The following is a 23654-nucleotide window of genomic DNA, read 5'->3' as shown; positions in this document are numbered from 1 at the left end:
TTTTCACCATATCTTAAACTAGTGAAGCATCCTCAGATAAGACAGGGGTGATTGGATTGGGGAAGTTCCTTGGCTCATTGGTTGATCTTATTCTTATTGCCACGAGTATTCTTCTCATGGTTAAACTGGTGAACCGCTTAACTGTCATTGATCAGGCTTCCAAGGTAAATCGGACGAACAATCTTGGAGTCCTGCAGGAAATCAGAGACATCCTCAAGGAGGATTTTAGGAGTGCACGTATAGAGGCACCTGTCAAAGCCCGTGAACTCCTAACGAAAAGCGGCTTGAAAATTCAAATGAGGACGGATCGTAAGCCAAAGTGAATACATGATGATTGCCTAAATCCTACTTTTATAGTAGGATTACTTTGTGTTACAAGACTATATTTTAAAATCATACGTACAAATGGGGTAATGATCATGAAAAAAATTCATATCATTCATGAAAACAGTGAATGGACCAATCATTTAACGTCCAGGCTTGATGAACTCCAATTGCCTTATGAGGAATGGTTCCTTGACCGTGGACTCGTCGATTTGTCATCAGAGCCGCCGGAAGGTATTTTCTATAATCGAATCAGTGCCTCCTCACATACGCGAAACCATCGTTTTGCACCGGAATTGACTGAAACCGTTCTATCCTGGTTAGAGCGGAACGAAAGAAAAGTCCTGAATGGAAGCCGTGCCCTTCGCTTGGAAGTAAGTAAAGTGAATCAGTATATGGCCTTGAATGCTGCAGGCATCAAGACACCGGAAACCATTGCAGCAGTTGGGAAAGAACAAATAATCGAAGCTGCTGAAAAGCTTGATAAACCATCTTTCATCACAAAGCATAATCGTGCAGGAAAAGGATTGGGAGTTCAGTTGTTCCAATCCGTGGAAGCATTGAAGAATTATGTATACAGTGATGAATTTGAAGAACCGTTAGACGGTACGACACTCATACAGGAGTACATCGAAGCACCGGATGCATCCATTACACGCTGCGAATTCATAGGTGGTAAGTTCATGTATGCAGTGAAGGTGGATACATCGGAAGGATTCGAATTATGTCCTGCTGATGTATGTCAAGTGGATGATCTATTCTGTCCTGTAGGGGAACAGGAAGACAAGCCTAAATTTCAGATCAGAGAGAATTTTTCACACGACATCCTGACATCATATGAATCGTTTTTGCATGCGAACCAAATCGATATTGCCGGTATTGAATTTATCCAGGATAAAGAAGGCAGCATCTACACGTATGATGTGAACACGAATACGAATTACAATAAAGATGCCGAGGCGAAGTCTGGACAATACGGAATGCTTGAGCTGGCAAAATATCTCGGTGAACAATTGAAAACGGTGTAAGGTGATGACTCTCCTGTAGGTATACAGGAGAGTTCTCTTATGTAAATACCTCATTACATATATAATTGTAACGATAGAGGGATTAGTATGGTAGAATTTCTATAAAGAAGACAATTTCTGTGAAAGGTCAAAGGGTTAGGATGATTATTTTTAATCAGGATGTCATTAATAATTTCTTTTATATCATTTTGAGTATTTTTTTAATTTTTTTCCTTGTTGAAAAAAAGATGATACACGGTTGGTATACAAGGTTTGCAACCCTTGTTTCTTTAAGTATCGCCATTATACTGTGCATGCTTTCCCCCATATACAATAACCCATATTGTGTCCACGATCTCAGAATGATTCCATTTGTTCTCGGCATTCTGTATGGAGGTCCATTGACAGGTCTCGCATTGCTTGCTGTCTTATTGGTATCCAGGACGATGATTTACAGTTGGAGTGTGGTGGCATTCGTGATTTATGCCGTGATCTATCTCTTGACGCTCATCGGGATGAAATGGTTCGACTTCAACCGGTTATCAAGCAGGAAGAAGATCATCTTCTCAGTGGTGCTTTTTACGATTCATTCCATCGCAGCGGCTCTTATAGCGAAGGCAATGACTGTGTTTGTGATTGACGAAAGCTATCTAATAAATTTCATTCTCCTCCCTTCCCTGGGCATGCTGATGCTGACATACATATGTGAGACGTTGCTGAAACAGATTCAAATCAAACAAGCACTCGTGAAAATAGAAAAGATGGAAGTACTCTCTCAGCTTGCTGCGAGCATTTCCCATGAAGTGAAAAATCCTTTGACGGTGATCAAAGGTTTCCTGAGACTGCTCCATCAAGATAATCTTCCCGTGGGGAAAAGGGAACAATATTTAACCATTGCCTCATCCGAACTGAACAGGGCAGAAGAGATCATTAACGATTATCTCACATTTGCCAAACCGGATCCGGATCAAGTGGAGAATATCTCCATTTCGGAGCAGCTTCATAAGCTCGCCGACATGGTTGAGCCCTTGAGTAATCAACAATCGGTGCTTGTACATAAACAGATCGAGGATGCCTCCATCATAGGGAACACCCGCAGTTTTCAACAGGCCTTTCTCAACATCATCAAAAACGCCATCGAATCCATGCCTGATGGAGGTACACTCACGATCCTTTCGAAGGTTCACAAAGGGACCATAAGCATTTCCATCACTGACACTGGAGGCGGGATGACCCCGGATCAACAAGAGAGACTCGGCGAACCCTATTTCTCTACAAAAGAAAAAGGGACGGGCCTCGGACTGATGGTTTCATACCGGATCATCGAAGCCATGAGGGGTGTCATTACCGTGGAGAGTCGAGTGGGCAAAGGCACGACTTTTCAGATTGTGTTCCCTGTGGATCAAGTGAAGGACCCTTCATCTAAATAGGTGGAGGGTTTTTCTACTTGTATGTTCCTGAATTATCTGATAATATATATTTCTGCTCCCAAACGCCTACATAATTTTTACAGATTTCGATATGTCTTAATATTGTTTAGCTCAGGCGGTTAGGCCCTTGAGGTCATAAGATGAGTCTCTCAAGAAGGCAAAAAACGCCTTCGCCAGACTCATCTTATGCTTGTCGGGCCTGATCGAGCCGCCTCTGCTTTTCGTTATAAACGTTTTCCCCACCGAGAGTCGTTACCTTGGTGGAATTGGCAAGACGTTTTTTCTCCATTGCGGCTAAAACATTTGGAAGGAGAAATGTATGACGAAGGAATCGACTATTCATCCCGATTTTTCAAGTGAATCAGAACGGTTAGAGTTTACAAAGCGCTATATTGATGTGGTCATCAGCACATCCCAGACGAGTAAGGAAAAGTATAAGGAAAACATGGAAAAAGCTTTTGGAGATATGGATTGGGGAGAGTCGAGTGCTGCCTACATCGATATCTTGACGAACTCAAGCTTTTTTGAGATGTCCAAAGAAGAATTGGAATCCCTCACGAAAGCTAAGACGAAACCGTACTTTGCCCGGATTGATTTTCAACATGAGGGCTCCGACAAGGTGGAGAAGCATTATATCGGGAAGACCTCCCTGTATCAGCGGGAGAACCAGGAGCAGATCATCGTGGACTGGCGCTCTCCCATCGCAAACCTGTATTACGAAGGAAGGATCGGCGATGTGTCGTACGTGGCGGAAGGCGAGACGTACGAAGGTGATTTGTCCTTGAAGCGGCAATATATGATCGAAGATGGATTCCTGGAAGAAATTCGCGATATTGACTTAACGACCACGGATGAACTGCTTCAAGATTCATTAGCTAAAAGCTCCAGTAACCGCCTGACTGAAATCATTTCCACCATTCAGGAGGAACAGAACCGGATCATCCGGGCCGACTTAAACAAGCCGATCATTGTACAGGGGGCAGCGGGAAGCGGGAAAACAACCATTGCCCTTCACAGGATTTCTTATTTTATTTACAACTACAAACAGCATTTTGATCCGAGACAACTGATGATTCTGGCTCCGAGTAATTTGTTCATCGACTATATTTCAGAAGCGCTGCCGGAACTTGGGGTGGAACGGGTAAGGCAAACGACATTCACGGATTATGTCATGACCTGCTTAGAGAAGAAGCTTACCATTGTAGAAGATAACAAGCTCATTCATTTGATCGAGACCCATGATGAAAAGGTAGAGACCGCATCATGGATATCCGGATTCAAAGGGTCTAAAGCATTCAGGAGAATTCTCGAGCATTATATAGAAGAAGTCGAACAGCGCTTTTATACATCAAAGGACTTCTATGTGGATAAATACAAGCTCTACACAGCCAAAAGGTTCACCCACCTTTTCAAAGAGGAATATACGTATATGCCAATCTATCGCAGGATGGAAAAGCTGAAGTCACTTCTTCAAGGGTACGTCCGCTCGAACAAGAAGCAAATGGTTGAGAGAGTGGAGAAATTCTTTGATGAGCGAATCGAAACGGCACTCTTTGAACGTTCAAAGGCAGGGAACCGAAAGGAATATGTCTCGAAAGCATTGGATAAGAAAATAGAGCGCGTGGACGAGATCAAAAAAGCAATACGAACAAGCGTCAATGCATACATGAAGCAGTTTGAAAAGAAAACACTGCATCAATATTTCATCGAGTTGTTCTCTGATCCTGTGCGCCTTGCTTCCTACTCGAAAGGGGAGCTCAGCGGCAGACAGGCGGAACAGCTCTGTCACTACACATTGAAATATGCAAAGAAAAAGCAGTATGAAGTAGAAGACTTGGCTATCCTTCTATACTTGCAATCCTATTTATTCGGAATCGATAAATTCCATAAAGCGAAAAACATCGTCATAGATGAAGCACAGGATTATAGCTATATGCAGCTCTATTCATTAAAACGTGCTCTTGAGACCGATATGTTTACCCTGGTCGGGGACCTTGCTCAAGGAATCCATTCATACCGGGGTCTTCAGTCCTGGGAACCTGTCTATCGGGACATCTTTCCGAGGGCGACCTATACCGAGCTTCAAAAAAGCTACCGTACGACGATCGAAATCATGGAGGAAGCGAATAAACTGCTGAGTCTCTTACCGTATGATTTTCCTAAAGTCAATCCGGTGGTGCGACACGGAGATGCTCCGAGCTTTGATGAGTATGTGCAAGTGGATGAACTCGCTTCCTTCATCGAGAAGAAAGTGGATTCAGGACGAAAAGAAGGATTCCAAACCTTCGCTGTCATCGGAAAAAGCATGAAGGACTGTGTGAAAATAAGCGAAATCCTTCAAGAGAAGCAGCCTGGGAAAGTAAAGTTGTTGGAAGAACAGGAATCGATCCCGAAAGATCAAATCGTCGTTGTTCCTTCCTATCTCTCAAAAGGACTCGAGTTTGACGTGGTCATCATCGCTGCGGTGGAAGAATCATTCAACCCGGAAAACGAACTCGACATCAAGCTCCAGTACGTGGCCATGACACGACCCCTCCATAAGCTTGCCTTCATAGGAAGAAAAAGAGAACAATTCATCGGCCAGCAGGCAAAGTAGAAGAAAAGGTCCGTCCCTCGGTTAAGGGACGGACCTTTTCTGAGCAAGGAATATCCCGGAATCATAAAATTAGCTTTCTGTCCTTTAAGTTTGTAAAATAATGAATCAGGAGGGATGCAATATGTTGAAAAACTTACAGAGTACGAAAATGCTACATAACGGAATCGAAATTCCTTATGTCGGTTTAGGAGTTTACCAAATGAAAGATCCGTCTGAAACGGTGCAGGCTGTTCGAACTGCGATTCAGTCAGGATACCGTTCCATCGATACCGCGGCAATCTACGATAATGAAGAAAGCGTAGGTCAAGGGGTGAAAGAAGGTGGAGTAGCAAGAGAGGACCTGTTCATCACTTCGAAAGTGTGGAATAGTGATCAAGGCTACGATACGACTTTAAAAGCATTTGAAACGAGCCTGAAAAAGCTCGATATGGATTATCTGGACATGTATCTCATTCACTGGCCGGTAGAAGGAAAGTACAATGATACGTGGAAAGCGATGGAGAAGCTGCACGGAGAAGGATTGATCAAGTCAATCGGTGTAAGTAACTTCCATCAGCATCATCTGGAAGACTTAATGAAAAACAGCAATGAAAAGCCTGTATTAAATCAAATCGAGTTACATCCTCGTCTGAATCAGGAAAAAATAAGAGAATTCTGTGCTTCACAGAATATCGCAGTAGAAGCGTGGTCACCAATCGCTCAAGGGCGTGTCCTGGATGAACCAACCTTGAACCATATTGCAGAGAAGCATGAAAAGTCTGCTGCACAGGTGATTCTGCGCTGGCACCTTCAGAATGATGTCATCATCATTCCAAAGTCAGTTCATGAAAACCGCATCAAAGAAAATGCAGATCTGTTCAACTTCGAACTATCACTGGAAGAAATGAATCAAATCAACCAACTGAACCTGGACGAACGTTTTGGTCCAGATCCAGACAACTTCGATTTTTAATCGATGATACGAAGAGGTCCGTCCCTCCAGAGAAGAGGGACGGACCTCTTTTTGTATCCCTCCAACCCATTTTAAAGAATGTTGCAAATTGTTATTGACAGAGTGGAGAAGAGTATTATACAATTATCTCGAAATCAAAATAATCATATTCGAGATAACTTGTCTCTTTTTTTAATTATATATCTCAAATTCAAGATAGTTGACATAAGAATAATTGAATTTGAAATGTTTGAAGCGAAATCTCGAAGGGAAAACATGAAGGAAGAAATAAGATGACAGCACTGGCTGCGTTCGGTTTATTGGTTATTCGTTTGGTAGTAGGTTTAACATTCGCTGCTCACGGAACACAGAAATTATTTGGGTGGTTCGGAGGGCATGGGATACAGGGCACGGGAGGTTTCTTTGAATCGATTGGAATCAAACCGGGAAGAACGATGGCGTTACTTGCAGGGATATCCGAAGTAGCGGGTGGATTATTGTTTGCCGCAGGCTTCCTTACCCCATTAGGTGCACTGCTCATCATCGGCACAATGATCGTGGCCATCGTGAAGGTTCACGGTGCAAACGGTTATTGGGCAACGCAAAATGGTACAGAATATAATGTGATGCTCATTGTTGTGGCACTAGGGGTAGCCCTTGTCGGAGCAGGGAGCTTTTCAATAGATGCATTATTATTTTCTTAATGGATTTACATGCAACCTGATTCTGTGTTTCACCCAATTACTATAAATAAAAACATGTTAAAAGGAGAGATTTTGATTATGTCTAACGTAAAATTGGCAATCATGTATTACAGTTCAACAGGAACCAACTATCAGATGGCGAAATGGGCAGAAGAGGCTGCGAAAGAAGCAGGGGCAGAAGTGAAATTGCTTCGCTTTGAAGAAACTGCACCAGAAGGCGCGATTGCTTCCAATCCGGCATGGGAAAAGCACTATAAAGAAACAAAAGATACGGTCCCGGTAGCAACCCTGGATGATCTGGAATGGGCAGACGCTTATCTATTCAACGTTCCAACCAGATTCGGAAATGTACCTTCTCAGGTCAAAGCGTTTCTTGATACGACTGGAGGCCTTTGGTTCAATGGGAAACTTGCCAACAAAGTAGTGAGCGCCACATCATCTGCAAGTAACTCACACGGTGGCCAGGAGCAAACGGTTCTGGCTCTGTACACAACAATGATGCACTGGGGTGCCATCATCGCAGCACCTGGATACACAGACCAATCAAGCTTTGCAACTGGAGGAAATCCATACGGTACGAGTGTAACGGTCGATCAGGAAGGCAATATGGTTGAGTCCGTTGAACCTGCCGTGAAACACCAAACCCGCCGTACGATCCAAATCGCTGCAGCGGTGAAAAATGGATTGAAATAAATATTATAAGACCTGATCACTCGTGATATGGAGTGACCAGGTCTTTTTTTGTGCTTAATTGATGGAATCTATTACAACCCTATATCATCACTGCAGTCCGCTTCACATTCAATCCTTTCACCCGTCAGCGGATGAGGGAACGAAATCCGTGCTGCATGGAGTGCCTGCCTGGTGAATACCGGCTTTCCCCCATATAAAATGTCGCCTACCAGCGGGTGACCGATGTGGCTCATATGTACACGGATTTGGTGCGTACGGCCGGTATCAAGCTGTACTTCGATGAGTGTATACGGATTCCTGACTTCCAATACTGTATAGTGAGTGACTGCATCCTGACCGGAAGGCGAAACCCTTCTTCTCGTGTTGTGATGACGATCTCTCCCGATCGGTTCGGAAATGGTGCCTTTTTTCTGTTTCAATCGACCGTGAACCAGGGCATGATAGGTACGTTTGATCTGCCGCTCGGCAAGAAGCCGGTCAAGTATCGCTTTACTTAATGCATGCTTGGCGAAGATGATTGCGCCGGACGTATCTCGATCCAATCGATGGATATGCAAGACACGACAGCTTTCCCCTTGGGCCTGATGATGGAAAGCGACAAGATTGGCCAGGGTATCCGTTTCATCAGGAGTATTCGGATGAGTATCGATCCCGGCGGGTTTATTGACGACAATCAAATGTTCATCTTCAAACAACACGTCCAGTTCCCCGTAGGTTGGGGGAACATCGTATTCGACTTCCTTGAATAATCGGATCTGTAGAATATCCCCTTGTGAAAGTGGAGCAGTCCATGAAATCAGCTCTCCGTTCACTTTGACATCACCTTCCATCCTCATGGAATGAACCATTTTCTTAGGAGCCTGCCAGTGGTTTCTAATAATTGTTTCAATCGTTACATTTTTCCAATTATCTGGAATGACTAGGTCGAATCGTTCGCCTATTTTCCTTGTTTTCATCAAAAAACTCCTTTAAATGACAAAAATCTTATACTCTTGTGGGTATTTAATCCTACCGTAACCCCTATTCAACCCAAATCCATGGGTATAATTACCACGCTGTTGATTCTACTTCTATGTTATCCTTAATATATCTATTACAGAGAGATTACAACCATTACAAAGGTGGGTTATGATGGTGAAAGTTTTACTAGCATCAACACATGAACAAGAAGACAAAATTCAAGAGCTTATACAGTACATGTATTGTACTATTTTCCCTGATTATTTCACAGATGATGAAATCGAACAATTCGATGATATGCAAGTATTACATACGACGACGAGAAACTTTGAATATTTCGGGACCCTTAAGGAAGCATTTCAAGTAATCTCAAGTCTGCAAACGCTGATTTCCATCGTTGAAAGCGGCTCAAATGAAGACGTATATGAAGATATGTTCTATCACAATGCCGGGATTCTTCAAAGCTTTGGTATGTTCTTCCCTTTATCGTATGATCAATTTACGGAAGAATCGGAATGTAAACATAATCTGAGCATTTACTCGAGGGCAGATAACCAGCTGCTTGTGTAAGCTGTAACACGTCTTCAATAGTTAGATACTTTAGAAAATTCTCATTAACATGTTTGAAAGGTTCATGGGAGGGGAAAATAGCAAGTAATAAGCTAATCCTGAAGATACAACGTATCTTCATCTTGAAATTCCTCCTCATTTGAAAGGGGCTGACTCTTGGAAAAGTCAGCCCCTCTTTTTTTATTCTGATTTTACGTTCTCTTCGAAAAATGATTTGAAATCTTCTTTAGGATGTTCTCCCACGATTCTCGCCACTTCTTTTCCATTCTTGTAATGAACGAGTGTAGGTGTGGCTTCGATTCCATATTGATCCCAGCCTTGTTCGAATTCAAGGAGATTGTACTGAACCATGTCGACTCCCATATCTTCGGCAAGAGGCGCGAGGGTAGGTGTTGTCCTTTTACAATGGATACAAGTAGAGCTGTAAAAATATACGGTTGCATCTTCTTTGTTCTTTAATTTATCTTCCAGTTCTTCGGGAAGGATGACATTTTGATAGTTCGGATCATCCAGCAATTCAACGGTCGCAGGATCGAGGTTTTCTTTTTTGAATTTATTCCCCTCGGCTTTTTGACTGTTCTGGACGCTTGTGACAATGGCGATAGCTGCGAATAATGCGACAATTGCCACCAGGAATATGATGATTTTCTTCAATCTATTTTTCCTCCTTTATAGCTTTTAATACGATAACACTTGAAATGAAGATGATGGTGAATCCCAAAAGTGCAAGGAACGGTATCGTGATAAAACCGAACCAGTTGATGTATTCACCTGTACAAGGAACGCGTCCGCAGGCAGGGGCACTTTCAGTTAGAATCGAAATTTTTTGGATAGAGTAGTGATAAATCGAAATAAGAAGTCCGATACCGGAAAAAATCGTAGAATATATTGCCGCTTTAAAATCTTTGCGTACATAAGCCACTCCTAGTAAAATCACCATCGGGTACATTAATATACGCTGATACCAGCATAACTCGCATGGCTCATATTTCATAATTTCAGAGAAATATAAACTCCCCATCGTGGCGATCAGGGAAGAAGCCCAAGCCAGGAATAACAGAGAATCTGCTTTTTTATTCATATAGAATTCCTTTCTACATATATTCTATCAAATTATAGTATGATATTATTATAAAAGTAAAATGAGAAAACTTTATGAAGAAATGTGATATTTTTTTAACGATTTGTGCAAGCGGTTGCAGAAAGCGTTTGCTGATACTGACGGATCTAACAGGAGGAAAACACATATGACAAAACAATGGTGGAAAGAATCAGTCGTCTATCAAATTTATCCTCGCAGTTTCATGGATAGCAATGGTGATGGTGTGGGGGATATCAAGGGAATCATTTCTAAATTGGATTATTTGAAAGAACTGGGTATTGATGTGATATGGCTATCTCCTGTCTACGAATCCCCGAATGATGATAATGGATATGATATAAGCGACTATAAAAAAATCATGGATGAGTTCGGCACGATGGCTGATTGGGAAGAAATGCTTGGAGAAATTCATAAACGTGGTATGAAGCTTGTGATGGATCTAGTGGTGAATCATTCTTCCGATGAGCACGGCTGGTTTGTGGAATCCAGGAAATCAAAGGATAATCCATATCGTGATTATTATATCTGGCGTGACGGAAAAGACGGTAAAGAGCCGAATAACTGGGAATCTGTATTTAGCGGTTCTGCCTGGGAATTTGATGAGGCGACTGAAGAATATTTCTTACATCTCTTTTCTAAAAAACAGCCGGATCTCAACTGGGAAAATCCGAAGTTGCGTCAGGAAATCTATGAGATGATGAAATTCTGGCTGGATAAAGGAATCGACGGTTTCCGTATGGACGTCATCAACTTTATATCGAAAGTGCCGACATTACCAGATGCGCCGAACCCTGAAGGCAAAACGTATGCTTCCGGTCATGAGTACTTTATGAACGGTCCACGCATTCATGAATTTCTCCAGGAAATGAATCAAGAGGTCCTCTCTCATTATGAGGCGATGACGGTTGGTGAGATGCCGGGTGTGACACCGGAGGAAGCCGTACTTTACACGGGGGAAGACCGCAATGAAGTGAATATGGTATTTCAATTCGAGCATATGGATGTCGATTCGGGTCCAGGAGGGAAATGGGACGTGATTCCATTCGATCTTGTGAAATTGAAATCAATCCTGACTAAATGGCAAACTGAACTGCACGGTAAGGGTTGGAACAGTTTGTATTGGAACAACCACGATCAGCCAAGAATCGTTTCAAGACTAGGCGATGATGGGGAGTATCGGGCGAAGTCTGCGAAGATGCTTGCGACCCTCCTCCACATGATGCAGGGGACCCCTTACATTTATCAAGGGGAGGAGCTTGGAATGACGAATGTCCGATTCTCGTCCATTGACGACTACAAGGATATCGAAACCCTGAACATGTATCGGGAAAAAATGGCGATTGGAATCCATCCTGAGGAAATCATGAAATCCATTTACGTAAAAGGAAGAGACAACGCAAGGACTCCTATGCAGTGGGACAGTACGGAGCACGCTGGATTCACAGAAGGAGAACCTTGGATCGCCAGTAACCCGAACTACAAAGAAATCAATGCCAAAAAAGCTTTGAACGATCCGGAATCCATTTTCTACTACTACCAAAAATTGATCGCAATCCGCAAAGAGCATGACATCATTCTATACGGAACATTCGAGCTTCACTATGCCGATCACCCTTCCGTATATGCCTATACGAGGACTCATGGGAATCAAAAGCTCCTCGTTCTTTGCAATGTGTCAGGAGAAGAGCAAGTCATCGACAACATTGCTTCATTTGATATCAATCAGGCTGAAGTCCTCATAACAAACGAAGGGCTGCATGAAAAAGATGCATTTACTTTAAACCCTTGGGAAGCAACGGTGTATTATTTCAAAGGCTAGTATGAAATGAAGCATCTGGAGCAGTAATCCACCACTGCTGGCTTTTCAAGAATATATAAAGACAAATCATATTTCTTCAAAAAATCCTCACCCCTTTGCTAAAATAAAAGAGATGGACTGTCATGAACTTCGTTTCAACAGTGCACTATAAGGGTATATAATTCAGGTATTTTATGAAGGAGTCGATCATAGATGGCAGAAAAACTGGACTTATCACAATTTGAAAAGAAAATGATCATCCGTCCAATGGAACATAAGGACATTCAAGATATTATCAATATGCAGTCTGTCTGCTTTCCGGGGATGGACCCATGGAAAGTGGCGCATCTGGAAAGTCACCTCGAAGTGTTTCCGGAAGGTCAGCTCGTAGCTGAATTAGATGGGGAAATCATCGCATCATGCTCGAGTCTGATCATTAACTTTGATGAGTATGACGACCGCCATACATGGGATGATGTAACGGATAATGGTTACATAACGAATCACAACCCCGATGGCTATAATCTGTACGGGATCGAAGTGATGGTGCATCCGGATTACCGGCGCATGAAGGTGGGGCATCGTCTGTATGAAGCAAGGAAGGACCTTGCCAGGCAGTGGAATTTAAAGAGTATCATCATCGGGGGACGAATCCCGAATTATCATAAACATTCCGATGAAATGTCTCCAAGGGAGTATGTGGATTCAGTGGGGCGTCATAAGATATACGATCCCGTGCTGTCGTTCCAGCTTCTGAATGGATTCACCCTGATGAGGATCAATCCGAACTACCTGCCGGATGATAAGCGGTCCCATAAATACGCCACACTGATGGAATGGAATAATGTCGACTACCGTCCATCAAGCAAACGTCACTTCAAAACGAGCTATCCGGTCAGGATCTGTGTCGTTCAATATATGATGCGGAAAATCAATTCCTTTGAAGAGTTTGCGAATCAGGTGGAGTATTTCACCGATGTGGCTTCCGATGCGAAATCGGATTTCGTGGTGTTCCCTGAGATTTTCACCACCCAGCTCATGTCATTCCTGAACATTCAATCACCAAGCCTTGCTGTCAGAAGGTTGACGGATTTCACAGAGGATTATATTGAATTATTCACGGACCTTGCTGTTCGGTACAATGTCAACATCATTGGAGGATCTCACTTCGTCAAGGAAGAAAACGATGAAATCTACAATATTGCCTATCTTTTCCGCCGCGATGGGACGATCGAGAAGCAATACAAGGTTCATATCACACCGAATGAACGTAAATGGTGGGGAATCAGCCCCGGGGATTCTGTCAGGGTCTTCGATACGGATTGCGGGAAGATCGCGATTCAGATCTGCTATGATATTGAATTCCCTGAGCTTGCCCGTATCGCAACAGACAAAGGGGCGAAGATCATCTTCACCCCATTCTGTACAGAGGATCGCCAAGGCTACCTGCGCGTCAGATACTGTGCGCAGGCACGTGCTGTCGAGAACCAGATCTATACAGTCATTTCCGGTACGGTCGGTAATCTTCCACAAACGGAAAATATGGACATCCAATATGCCCAGTCCGGCATCTTTGCACCGTCCGACTTCGAATTCGCACGCGACGGAATCGTCGGGGAAACCAATCCGAACATCGAAATGGTCATGATCGGAGACGTCGACCTCGAAGTCCTCCGCCGCCAACGCCAATCAGGAACCGTCCGTCAACTCAAAGACCGACGCCATGACGTTTATGGAGTGAACTATAAAAAATAATGCAAATTAAAAGGCCCTGCTGAATTGTTCAGCGGGGCTTTATCTATGAAAGCATGTTTACCATTCCACAGTAAACATACTGATTCTTTCAAATGAAAATTATGCTAAAATAAGGATTAAACGAATCTTGTCGACATGTGACGGATTGTTTTAGAAGGAATTCTACAATATATGATAGAATTCATTATTATACAGCATTAGGAGGGGATCGTTTTGAGTTGGAAAACATCTTGGGAAAAATGGAGCAGCTACTTACATCTGGACAAAGAAGTCAATGAACTTTTAGAGTCAATGAAAGACGACGAAAAGACCTTGGAAGACGCATTCTACAAAGACCTGGAATTCGGTACTGGTGGAATGAGGGGAGAAATCGGTCCCGGAACCAATCGAATGAACATCTATACAGTCAGAAAAGCCTCTGAAGGACTGGCACGATACATAGAAGAACAAGGGCAGGAGGCTAAAAATCGCGGAGTTGTAATCGCTTACGATTCCCGTTATAAATCACCTGAATTCGCCATGGAGTCAGCGAAAACCCTGGCAACCCATGGCATCCAAACATATGTCTTTGATGAATTGAAGCCGACACCGGAGCTTTCATTTGCCCTGCGTCAGCTAAATGCATTCTCCGGCATCGTTGTCACTGCAAGCCATAATCCGCCTGAATACAATGGGTATAAAGTGTACGGGGAAGATGGTTCACAACTTCCGCCACATGTAGCGGATGCAGTGATCGAGAAAGTGAACGCCGTTGAAAACGAACTGGAAATCCATGTTCAGACCGAAGAAGAATTAAAATCAGCCGGACTGATTAAAATGATCGGGGATGACATCGATCAATCATACCTGGAACATTTGATTTCGATTTCAGAGAAGCCTCAGATCGCCAAGGAAACCGATTTGAAAATCGTCTTCTCACCACTGCATGGCACAGCCTTGAAGATGGCAGAAAAAGGTTTGAAAGCATTAGGATATGAGCAGGTTCACATTGTGAAGGAACAGGCAGTCCCTGATCCTGAATTTACAACAGTGAAGTCTCCCAACCCTGAGGATAAAGCGGCGTTTGAATACAGCATCCGTGACGGGAAGGAAATCGACGCGGATATCCTGATTGCGACAGACCCCGATGCAGACCGTTTAGGTGTAGCGGTTAAAGGCGAAACAGGCGAGTATATCCTCCTTACCGGAAACCAGACAGGAGCCATCCTTCTGGATTATATCCTTGCCCGGAAACAGGAGAAGAACATGATCCCTGAAAACGGCCGGGTATTCAAAACCATCGTGACATCCGAATTGGGCCGTAAAGTCGCTGAGCATTATGGAGCTTCAGTCGAGGATGTACTGACAGGTTTTAAATTCATCGGTGAAAAAATCAAGCAATACGAAGAAACAGGTGAGTATTCATTCTTATTCGGATATGAAGAGAGCTATGGATATTTAATCGGCGACTTCGCCCGTGATAAAGATGCCATCCAAGCTGTATTGATGGCAGCAGAAGCGGCTGCTTATTATAAAAAAGAAGGTAAAACGCTATACAATGTGTTGAATGAATTATTCGAAAAACACGGATTCTACAAGGAAGGACTGAAGAGTCTTACCCTTAAAGGAAAAGAAGGGGCCGAACAAATTCAGGGAATCCTGAAGGACTTCAGGAACGAACCATTGAAAGAAGTGGCCGGCTTACGTGTTGTTTCTTCAGAGGACTATAAAGTAAGTAAGAAAGTGGATTCGGTATCCGGTGAGGAATCCTCCATTCATCTGCCTTCTTCCAATGTTTTGAAATACCATCTTGAAGATGGGTCTTGGATTTGCCTCCGTCCATCAGGGACCGAACCGAAGATCAAGTTCTATTTCAGCGTGATCGGTGAGACCGAAAGCGATAGCGATGATAAATTACAAGCTCTGCAAGAAAGCATCATGTCGAAAGTAGAGAAGATGATCCGTTCTTCTGTAGGGAAAGCGTAAACCTTTTCATCATTCAAAAAACAAGAGATGTGTTCCTGCATCTCTTGTTTTTTGAATTGTGATGAGAACATGTGTTTTCAGTCAAAGGTCGTAGGGTGTTATCATTCTTTTTGATAATACCGGATTTGTGAGAAATCTATATAATAGTAGTATAGGATCAGAGAGGACGATGAACATGAATTCTGAATCCCTTTCAAATATCGGACTTTTGAAAGAGATAGCCGAATTGCTGAATAACGAAACAGAGCTTGAATCCATGCTTTCGGGTGCACTGAAGAAGCTGATCGGGGGTTCAAACTTTACAACAGGGTGGATCTTTTTCATTGAAGAAGAAGGAAGCCACGAACTTGTTTCGTATGTGAACCTGCCTGGATCCCTCTCAGACCGCAAATGTGAGCCCATGAAAAAGGGTGGGTGCTGGTGTGTGAATCGATTTCGCAAAGGTAAGCTCACCAAAGCGTCCAATATTATTGAATGTCAGCGGATCGAGCAGGCCATCGAAGATAACAGGGAAGATACAGATGATATTACGCATCATGCGACGGTTCCCCTCCAGTCAGGGGATGAGTCCTTTGGGTTATTGAATGTCGCAGCACCGAACAAGACCCACTTCACAACAGACGAACTGGCGCTTCTTGAATCGGTTGCCTTCCAGATCGGATCCGCCATCAAGCGCATTCTGCTCACGAAAAAAGAGCAGGAAGTCGCATTGATCGGAGAAAGGAACCGACTGGCAAGAGATCTTCATGATTCGGTCAATCAATTGCTGTTCTCCCTTACGTTAACGGCAAGGGGAGGGGCAGAAATGACCGGTGATGAAGAAGTGAAGGATACGTTCAAAACGATTCAAGGTATGGCTCAGGAAGCATTATCGGAAATGAGGGCTCTCATCTGGCAATTGAGACCCCATGGACTTGAGAATGGAGTCGTGGAAGCAGCCAAAGGATACGCAGAGATGCTTGGATTAACCTTGGAGACAAAAGTTGAAGGAGTCATTTCCTTAAGCTCTAGAATAGAAGAAGTGTTGTGGCGTGTCAGTCAGGAAGCACTGAATAACTGTAAGAAGCATTCCGGGGAGAAACACATCCTCTATACATTGAAAAGTGATTTGCAATTCGTTCATTTGACAATTGAAGATAGAGGATATGGATTCCAATATGACGGAATGCAGTCCCTCCCTTCAGTAGGGATCCAAAGTATGAAAGAACGTGTAAAAAGCATTGGTGGTACGTTGACCATCGACAGTCAGCTTGGAATGGGAACGATCATAACAGTTCAATTACCGTATTAGGAGGTGCCGGGTAAATGATTAGAGTATTGATAGCAGATGATCACCACGTCGTGCGGAGAGGGTTGGTTTTCTTTTTGAAAACACAAAAAGACTTGGATATTGTCGGTGAAGCGAGTGATGGGAAAGAGGCCGTCCGAATGGCTGCAACCTTGAAACCCGATATCATTCTAATGGATCTGATGATGCCGGTCATGGACGGGATCCAGGCGACCAGGGAAATTAAAGAGAAATATCCGGATATTCAAATTCTGATGCTGACGAGCTTTTCAGACCAGAATCACGTCATTCCCGCTATAGAAGCAGGGGCGGCCGGGTATCAGTTAAAGGACATTGAACCCGATGAATTAGTGAGTGGAATCCGAAAACTCCTATCGGGAGAAAATTCTCTTCACCCGAAAGCAACCAATCATTTACTGACAAGGATTACGAAACAAGAGCCTCCCCATAAAATTCATGAGCTCACCAAGCGGGAGAAGGATGTTTTGATTGAACTGACGAAAGGGAAGAGTAATAAAGAGATTGCTTCAAGCCTCTATATTACGGAAAAAACCGTCAAGACCCATATTTCGAACATTTTTTCCAAGCTGGAAGTGTCAGATCGGACACAAGCGGCACTCTATGCCGTGAAACATCAGTTGACAAAAAATTAATCTGGAAAGGATTTTTATGACATGAACATCGTAATTATTAACGGAAGCCCGAGAAAACGTGGACGCACTGGAATTGCGTCAAGATTCATTGCAAGGACGTATGATTGTGACCTTGTTGATTTAAGTGATGGTTCCCTTCCTCTGTATACGGGAGAACAGGAACAATCGGAGGTCGCCGCCGTTCAATCACTAAAGAAAAAAGTGAAAGATGCGGACGCCGTCATTTTAGCTTCCCCGGAATATCACAGTGGTATGAGCGGGGCACTCAAAAACGCACTCGATTTCTTAAGCAGCGAGCAATTCGCCCATAAACCTGTTGCTCTTCTAGCATGCGCAGGGGGAGGGAAAGGCGGAATCAACTGCTTGAATAATCTTCGTATCGTCGGTCGTGGAGTGTATGCAAATGTCATTCCGAAGCAGCTTGTTCTTGACCCCCACTGCTTTGATTATGAAGGAGATGGACTATTAGAGGACCCTGCCAAGTTAGTGGATGACTTGATGAGGGAATTAAAGGTGTATGTAAAAGCGGCTGAACTGGTCAAATCTGAAATTTCGTCCCAATGAGAAAAATCGGCATTTTGCCGGTTTTTTTTTATGATGTTGTATCGGAAACAAATGGGGCAGTTCGAGCATAATAAAAGCTGATCCAATAGCGTATACTAATTGGATCAGCCGTAGGTGGAATTCTCTTTTTTGTTACATCTCTGCAAAGGTTTCCTGAAGTGGTTGCTCGACACTATAGGTGAAGTTTGCATGTTCGATATATCGTAAAAGCGTATAGAGATTACGCTCTACAACCGTGTAATCATTTGAAAAATGATACGCATGTAAGAAATGTTCAATTCTTTTTGAAAGAAGGTCATCCTTCGTTCTCACCATAAGGATCAACAGGTTATCCCATTCTGATCGGTGAGTGTAATACAAGGCCCGATCGTAATCGACTTTGTTCACTTGGTTTCCCTCCTTCTGAAGGGGTACTCCTATTGTATGGAGAAAACCGTTATTATTTCTCTGTAAAAGTTGGTACTGTTGCAAATGCTCGTTTTCCTTCTATTGGGTGAATAAAAACGCCTGATTAATTCATCCTATGTAATGAAACGTAAACAGAGGTGATGAAAATGAAGAAAGCAATCGTGATATTATCAACTGTATTTTTTCTAGTATTTTCAAGTCAGGCGCATGCCGAGCAGTCGGATTATAAGAAGTTTGGACGCATTGCGACAGCTGTCATCAAAGAGGACTATCCCGGGCAGCCTGTAAAGGATTATCAGTACCAGGGACGTCAGAAATTGGCGGAGAACAAAGTTTCTGACGCATTTGAATTTACCGTGCAAGAAAACAATGCAGAGAAAAAGGTCGTTGTCATCGTAGTGCACGATCTCGACAATGAAAAGGTACTCAACATCTCGGTGAAGGAATAACGGGAACAGATGAAGTCTCCTTTGAATAAGGAGGCTTTTTTTGTGTGTTATAGGTGCACCCCCACACCTAAATGAGGATAAACTAAAGTATTACCTGCAAAATCACCACTGTTTTGCTAAAATGAAGTCATACATAATTCGTTTTGATTCTGAAAGGGGATTTTTGTTCCGATGTGATGCTGTTCTTTTCTTACCTATATATAAACTGAATAGAGGGAGGAAGAGATATGCATTCCAATGCATTCAGAAGTCTATGGTTCGGTCAGGCATTGGCCAATATGGGGGATGTTTTCTATATCGTAGGGTTGATCTCCCTTGTTTACAACATGACCGGTTCTGCTGTTTACATGACAGCTGTTCCTTTAGTCATTACATTTTCACGATTCATCAGTAGTGTGGCAGCGCCTCTTTTGTTGAATCGTACACAGATGAGGAGCTTAATCGCGTACTCGCAAATGGGAAAGACATTTTTTTTATGCGTGTTCCTTCTGATGATGGTACTCAATATAGGAAATGTGTGGGTCTATTTCGTTTGTGCCAGCATCATTTCTTTTTTGGATGGATGGGCACTCCCGGCGAGGAACTCATATGTACCTTTCCTGGTGAAACGGGAAGAACTGATGGGGGCAAATGGCTTTCTCTCTACCGTGGATCAGACGATTCAATTTTCAAGTTGGGCATTGGGGGGAATTCTTCTAGCGTTCCTGAATGCAACGAATCTTTTTATTGTGGTGATCCTCTTATTCCTGGCCAGCACCTTTTTTATGCTGAAACTCCCGGTCATTCCAAGTAGCACGCTGAAAGTTCGAAAGGTTTGGTGGCAGGAGCTTGGGGATGGATGGTCGCAAGTTAAAAGGCAGAAAGGTCTGGTACCCGTTTTTTGGATATACGGGCTCGAGTCGGTGTCAGGGACCGTCTGGATTGCGGCTGTTCTTTATTTGTATGTGGATCTCTTGCTTCAACGGGGTGAAGAATGGTGGGGATTCATCAACTCAAGCTTCTTTGTCGGATTGGTCGTTGCCTCATTTCTCATGTTTAAGCTGCATGGCATTTTTTCAAAACACAGGCAAAAGTGGCTCCCCTTCTGTATGATCGTCACTTCAGCTGTCACCCTTGTATTTGCATGGAATAAAATTGCCGTGATGGCACTTGTCTTGTCGTTTGTGTTCGGGTTGTGTGACCAACTTAAGAATGTAGTGCTTCAGACGTATTTACAGGAGAGGGCGCCACCGGAAGAGCTTGGAAAGATTTACGCTGCACAAGGGGCATTAACCACTCTCTTGTTCGGCTTATCTTCAGTGGGGGTCGGACTTCTCCTTGAAGTGATGAGTGTTTCAATGGTTTTCACCTTGTCTGCATTCCTGCTATTCACTACGCTCATCCCAGTTAAAATACTGCAAAAGAATCTGAATACGTAAGGTTGATAAAAAGGCTGTTCCCTGGATTAGGGGAACAGCCTTTTTAGGGTGACTCGTCTTATGCTTGTCGCCTCTGAGCAAAGCCCTTCCGCTTTTCTTTTCATCAAATCCCCTTTGTCTACATACATTTAGATAAGAGTATAAAGAGGGGGATGAAGATGAATTTAGAGGAGCAGAAGAATTTGCAAAATGCGATAGGAGAAATTACTGAGATTGCAGCCGGGTTTGGTCTGGATTTTTATCCGATGCGTTATGAGATTTGTCCTGCTGACATTATATATACATTTGGGGCTTATGGGATGCCGACACGGTTCTCACACTGGAGTTTCGGAAAGCAGTTCCATAAGATGAAGCTTCAGTATGATTTGGGTTTGAGTAAGATTTATGAGCTCGTAATCAATTCGGATCCCTGTTATGCGTTTTTGCTGGATTCGAATTCTCTCATTCAGAATAAATTGATTGTGGCTCACGTGCTGGCACACTGTGATTTCTTTAAAAACAATGTCCGGTTCCAGAATACAAAACGGGATATGGTGGAAAGTATGGCGGCTACTGCTGAACGGGTGCGCAGATATGAGATTGAGCACGGAAAACAGGAAGTTGAGAATTTTCTCGATGCGGTCCTTGCCGTGGATGAACACATCGATCCTTCCCTGATGCGTCCGAAGCTGTCGTGGACAATGGAAGATGTAGAGTGGGAAGAAGAAGAAGTGAATCATGCATCCCCTTATGATGATCTGTGGTCACTTGACGAAAAGCCAAAAAGCAGGGAAAAGAAGAAGGTGAAGAAAAAGTTTCCGCCGCAGCCGGAGAAAGACATCCTTCTATTCATCGAGCAGTACAGCAGGGAATTGTCGGACTGGCAGCGGGATATATTGACGATGATGAGGGAAGAGATGCTGTATTTCTGGCCTCAGCTTGAAACGAAGATCATGAATGAAGGGTGGGCCTCGTATTGGCATCAGCGGATCATTCGTGAAATGGATCTGACAAGCGGTGAATCGATCGAGTTTGCCAAGTTGAATGCTGGTGTCGTACAGCCGTCCCGCACCCAGATCAATCCCTACTATCTCGGCCTGAAGATTTTCGAAGATATTGAGGATCGGTTCGATAATCCGACAGAAGAAATGAAAAAACGGGGGGTAAAGCCGAATTCCGGTCGTGAAAAAATGTTTGAAGTGCGTGAAATCGAGTCGGATATTTCCTTTTTACGAAACTATTTAACAAAGGATCTGGTTACGAGAGAGGATATGTACCTGTTCCAAAAGCAGGGGAAGGATTATAAAATTGTCGATAAGGAATGGACCCATGTCCGGGATCAGCTCGTCGGAATGAGGGTGAATGGCGGTTTTCCTTACATCACCGTGAATGACGGGGATTATATGAAGAGCGGAGAACTTTATCTTAAGCACTGGTTCGAGGATGTCGAACTTGATATTAAATATTTAGAAAAGGTTTTACCTTATTTGCACCAGCTTTGGGGAAGACCGGTCCATATCGAGACTCATGTGGAGAATCGGGATATGTTATTTACGTATGATGGAAGAAGTGTGCAGCGGAAATATCATCCTGAGGCGGCTCTTTTTTGGTTCTAAAAATGATGGACGGGTTTATACATTGTAGAGTAGGTATTGATTGATTGAGGAGGAGATAGAATGGCGGATGTTGAAGTCTTTATCGGTGATTTGACGGACCGGACATTCCATTATGAGGGGGGAGACTGGAATCATAATTACCCGAAGCGGATCAGTCCGTTCTTTCCTAAAGGTTATGAACTGTTTTTCGCCCTGTTGGATGGCATTTACTATAAGAAATTCGAAGGCAGGCAAACAGACTGGGGAAGCCATACCTGCCTGATGTACCCCGATGAAATGCTGTCGATGCTGGAAGACTATTATAAGAGAGAAATGGATAATGAACAGGTACAGCAATTATTTCAGTTCATAAAAAAACTGGACCATGATCGGCAATATGGATTAGTGGCATGCGAAATGTCATGACGTAAAAAGGACAAACTGCCTCAGGCTGTTTGTCCTTTATTGATCCAGCTTCGGCGGCTAGAGGCTCGAGGTCATAAGCTAAATGGTCCAAGAAGGCAAAGAGCCGCCTTCTCGGTCCATTCATCTTATGCTTGTCGCCTCTGATCAAGCCGCCTCCGCTTTTCTAGATGTCCAGCTTCGGCGGCTAGAGGCTCGAGGTCATAAGCTAAATGGTCCAAGAAGGCAAAGAGCCGCCTTCTCGGTCCATTCATCTTATGCTTGTCGCCTCTGATCAAGCCGCCTCCGCTTTTCTTTGCTCCTGTCAGGGAATCGGGTATGGAGTCTTTCTGTGAAGTATAGAAACGATTTTTGAAAGATGGGACTTTGGATGAACGTATAAATAAATGTGAAAACGAAGACAGGGCCGGAGAGGAGTAGACCGATCAGTAAGACGGTGCACTCGCATATGATCCGGACTCTGCTTATGGAAAGATTGGTCAGATCTGAAATGGTGAGCATGAATCCGTCCCTTGGCCCCGTTCCAAGATGAGCAGCAGAATACAGCCCGCCTCCAACCCCCATCAACAAAATGGCAGAAAGGAGAATCAGAATATCCATAACCGGACCCGTTTGGGGGGGAAGCAAATCATAAAAAAGGAAAAAATCAACAAGCATGCCGACCATTACTCCATTCAGGATGGTTCCGATTTGAATATATTTCCCTTTCAAAAGTAGCGTGCCTACTATGAGAGTGGCACCGACAATGATATTCCATGTTCCGATCGTCAGTCCGAACTTATCGAACATGGCGATATTCAATACATCCCATGGGTGAATGCCTAAGTATTGGACTTTAATGGACATGCTGATTCCATAGCTGAAAATAAGTAACCCGATCACAAAATAGCTGATTTGCCAATAGATTTTCATCTTTTCTCCTTTTATCCAACCGTCATACATACTCTAACATTATTTTACAATGAAACGCTTTATGATGAAATGGTCCTTTTTTCATTCTGTTTATGAAAAATGAGAAATGACTCAACTGACAAATTGTGGT

Annotated in this window: 22 protein-coding genes and 1 pseudogene; 18 read left to right on the top strand and 5 right to left on the bottom strand. The window is 43.4% G+C overall.

Features of this window, described 5'->3' with window-relative positions:
• Positions 1 to 44: 44 nt before the first annotated feature.
• The 7 genes and pseudogenes from AM506_RS03015 to wrbA form a co-directional block, all read left to right on the top strand.
• Positions 45 to 323 (top strand): annotated as a pseudogene (locus AM506_RS03015) (MscL family protein); the annotation flags it as partial.
• Positions 324 to 419: 96 nt separating this feature from the next.
• On the top strand, positions 420 to 1352 hold the full coding sequence (locus AM506_RS03010; protein ID WP_060670639.1) for an ATP-grasp domain-containing protein: 933 nt from the start codon (positions 420 to 422) through the stop codon (positions 1350 to 1352).
• Positions 1353 to 1492: 140 nt separating this feature from the next.
• Positions 1493 to 2761: a sensor histidine kinase gene (locus AM506_RS03005; RefSeq protein ID WP_152968515.1), complete on the top strand. Its 1269-nt coding sequence runs from the start codon at positions 1493 to 1495 to the stop codon at positions 2759 to 2761.
• 319 nt (positions 2762 to 3080) lie between these two features.
• Positions 3081 to 5357, top strand: a complete 2277-nt coding sequence (gene helD, locus AM506_RS03000) for an RNA polymerase recycling motor HelD (RefSeq protein ID WP_060670635.1) — start codon at positions 3081 to 3083, stop codon at positions 5355 to 5357.
• Positions 5358 to 5478: 121 nt separating this feature from the next.
• Positions 5479 to 6309, top strand: coding sequence for an aldo/keto reductase (locus AM506_RS02995; protein WP_060670633.1), 831 nt, complete (start codon positions 5479 to 5481; stop codon positions 6307 to 6309).
• Positions 6310 to 6590: 281 nt separating this feature from the next.
• Complete coding sequence (locus AM506_RS02990; protein ID WP_060670716.1) at positions 6591 to 6992, top strand: DoxX family protein; 402 nt, start codon at positions 6591 to 6593, stop codon at positions 6990 to 6992.
• A gap of 78 nt (positions 6993 to 7070) precedes the next feature.
• Positions 7071 to 7685 carry an NAD(P)H:quinone oxidoreductase gene (gene wrbA, locus AM506_RS02985; protein WP_060670631.1) on the top strand — a complete coding sequence of 205 codons (615 nt, stop codon included), beginning with the start codon at positions 7071 to 7073 and terminating at the stop codon, positions 7683 to 7685.
• Between the two features lie 71 nt (positions 7686 to 7756).
• Here the strand turns inward: wrbA and AM506_RS02980 are convergent, their stop codons facing one another.
• Positions 7757 to 8641 carry an RluA family pseudouridine synthase gene (locus AM506_RS02980; protein ID WP_060670629.1) on the bottom strand — a complete coding sequence of 295 codons (885 nt, stop codon included), beginning with the start codon at positions 8639 to 8641 and terminating at the stop codon, positions 7757 to 7759.
• Between the two features lie 175 nt (positions 8642 to 8816).
• On the opposite strand from AM506_RS02980, the gene AM506_RS02975 reads away from it, so the two are divergent.
• A complete protein-coding gene (locus AM506_RS02975) occupies positions 8817 to 9215 on the top strand; it encodes a DUF5365 family protein (protein ID WP_235576026.1) in 399 nt (132 codons plus the stop codon).
• Between the two features lie 180 nt (positions 9216 to 9395).
• On the opposite strand, the gene AM506_RS02970 is transcribed toward AM506_RS02975, so the two are convergent.
• On the bottom strand, positions 9396 to 9869 hold the full coding sequence (locus AM506_RS02970; RefSeq protein ID WP_060670627.1) for a thioredoxin family protein: 474 nt from the start codon (positions 9867 to 9869) through the stop codon (positions 9396 to 9398).
• Position 9870: 1 nt separating this feature from the next.
• Entirely contained in the window at positions 9871 to 10296 is a 426-nt protein-coding gene (locus tag AM506_RS02965; RefSeq protein WP_060670625.1) for a disulfide oxidoreductase, read from the bottom strand.
• A 166-nt stretch (positions 10297 to 10462) separates the two neighbouring features.
• Here AM506_RS02965 and AM506_RS02960 point away from each other — a divergent pair, with 166 nt between their 5' ends.
• The 6 genes from AM506_RS02960 to AM506_RS02935 all read left to right on the top strand — a co-directional run bounded on the left by AM506_RS02960 (position 10463) and on the right by AM506_RS02935 (position 18340).
• The gene (locus tag AM506_RS02960) at positions 10463 to 12136 is read left to right on the top strand and encodes a glycoside hydrolase family 13 protein (RefSeq protein WP_060670623.1); all 1674 of its coding nucleotides are present in this window, start codon (positions 10463 to 10465) and stop codon (positions 12134 to 12136) included.
• Between the two features lie 192 nt (positions 12137 to 12328).
• Positions 12329 to 13870, top strand: a complete 1542-nt coding sequence (locus AM506_RS02955; RefSeq protein WP_034763158.1) for a bifunctional GNAT family N-acetyltransferase/carbon-nitrogen hydrolase family protein — start codon at positions 12329 to 12331, stop codon at positions 13868 to 13870.
• Between the two features lie 213 nt (positions 13871 to 14083).
• Positions 14084 to 15835: a phospho-sugar mutase gene (locus AM506_RS02950; protein ID WP_060670621.1), complete on the top strand. Its 1752-nt coding sequence runs from the start codon at positions 14084 to 14086 to the stop codon at positions 15833 to 15835.
• A 175-nt stretch (positions 15836 to 16010) separates the two neighbouring features.
• A complete protein-coding gene (locus AM506_RS02945; protein ID WP_060670619.1) occupies positions 16011 to 17126 on the top strand; it encodes a GAF domain-containing sensor histidine kinase in 1116 nt (371 codons plus the stop codon).
• 14 nt (positions 17127 to 17140) lie between these two features.
• The gene (locus AM506_RS02940) at positions 17141 to 17776 is read left to right on the top strand and encodes a response regulator (RefSeq protein ID WP_060670617.1); all 636 of its coding nucleotides are present in this window, start codon (positions 17141 to 17143) and stop codon (positions 17774 to 17776) included.
• A gap of 21 nt (positions 17777 to 17797) precedes the next feature.
• A complete protein-coding gene (locus AM506_RS02935; RefSeq protein WP_060670615.1) occupies positions 17798 to 18340 on the top strand; it encodes an NADPH-dependent FMN reductase in 543 nt (180 codons plus the stop codon).
• 132 nt (positions 18341 to 18472) lie between these two features.
• Here AM506_RS02935 and AM506_RS02930 read toward each other — a convergent pair whose 3' ends face one another.
• Positions 18473 to 18727, bottom strand: a complete 255-nt coding sequence (locus AM506_RS02930; RefSeq protein WP_034763164.1) for a YhdB family protein — start codon at positions 18725 to 18727, stop codon at positions 18473 to 18475.
• A gap of 167 nt (positions 18728 to 18894) precedes the next feature.
• Here AM506_RS02930 and AM506_RS02925 point away from each other — a divergent pair, with 167 nt between their 5' ends.
• The 4 genes from AM506_RS02925 (at position 18895) to AM506_RS02910 (ending at position 22615) form a co-directional block, all read left to right on the top strand.
• Complete coding sequence (locus tag AM506_RS02925; protein WP_060670612.1) at positions 18895 to 19197, top strand: DUF3889 domain-containing protein; 303 nt, start codon at positions 18895 to 18897, stop codon at positions 19195 to 19197.
• A 227-nt stretch (positions 19198 to 19424) separates the two neighbouring features.
• Positions 19425 to 20615: an MFS transporter gene (locus AM506_RS02920; RefSeq protein ID WP_060670610.1), complete on the top strand. Its 1191-nt coding sequence runs from the start codon at positions 19425 to 19427 to the stop codon at positions 20613 to 20615.
• 158 nt (positions 20616 to 20773) lie between these two features.
• Positions 20774 to 22210, top strand: coding sequence for a SpoVR family protein (locus AM506_RS02915; protein WP_060670608.1), 1437 nt, complete (start codon positions 20774 to 20776; stop codon positions 22208 to 22210).
• 60 nt (positions 22211 to 22270) lie between these two features.
• Positions 22271 to 22615, top strand: coding sequence for a hypothetical protein (locus AM506_RS02910; RefSeq protein ID WP_060670606.1), 345 nt, complete (start codon positions 22271 to 22273; stop codon positions 22613 to 22615).
• A 252-nt stretch (positions 22616 to 22867) separates the two neighbouring features.
• On the opposite strand, the gene AM506_RS02905 is transcribed toward AM506_RS02910, so the two are convergent.
• Entirely contained in the window at positions 22868 to 23524 is a 657-nt protein-coding gene (locus tag AM506_RS02905) for a YczE/YyaS/YitT family protein (RefSeq protein WP_060670604.1), read from the bottom strand.
• Between the last annotated feature and the right edge of the window lie 130 nt (positions 23525 to 23654).

This window comes from Rossellomorea vietnamensis, assembly GCF_001305855.1.
In the GTDB taxonomy this organism is placed as follows: Bacteria; Bacillota; Bacilli; order Bacillales; family Bacillaceae_B; genus Rossellomorea; species Rossellomorea vietnamensis_A.
Note: the sequence above shows the minus strand (reverse complement) of the source record. Positions and strands in the feature narration are given on the sequence as shown.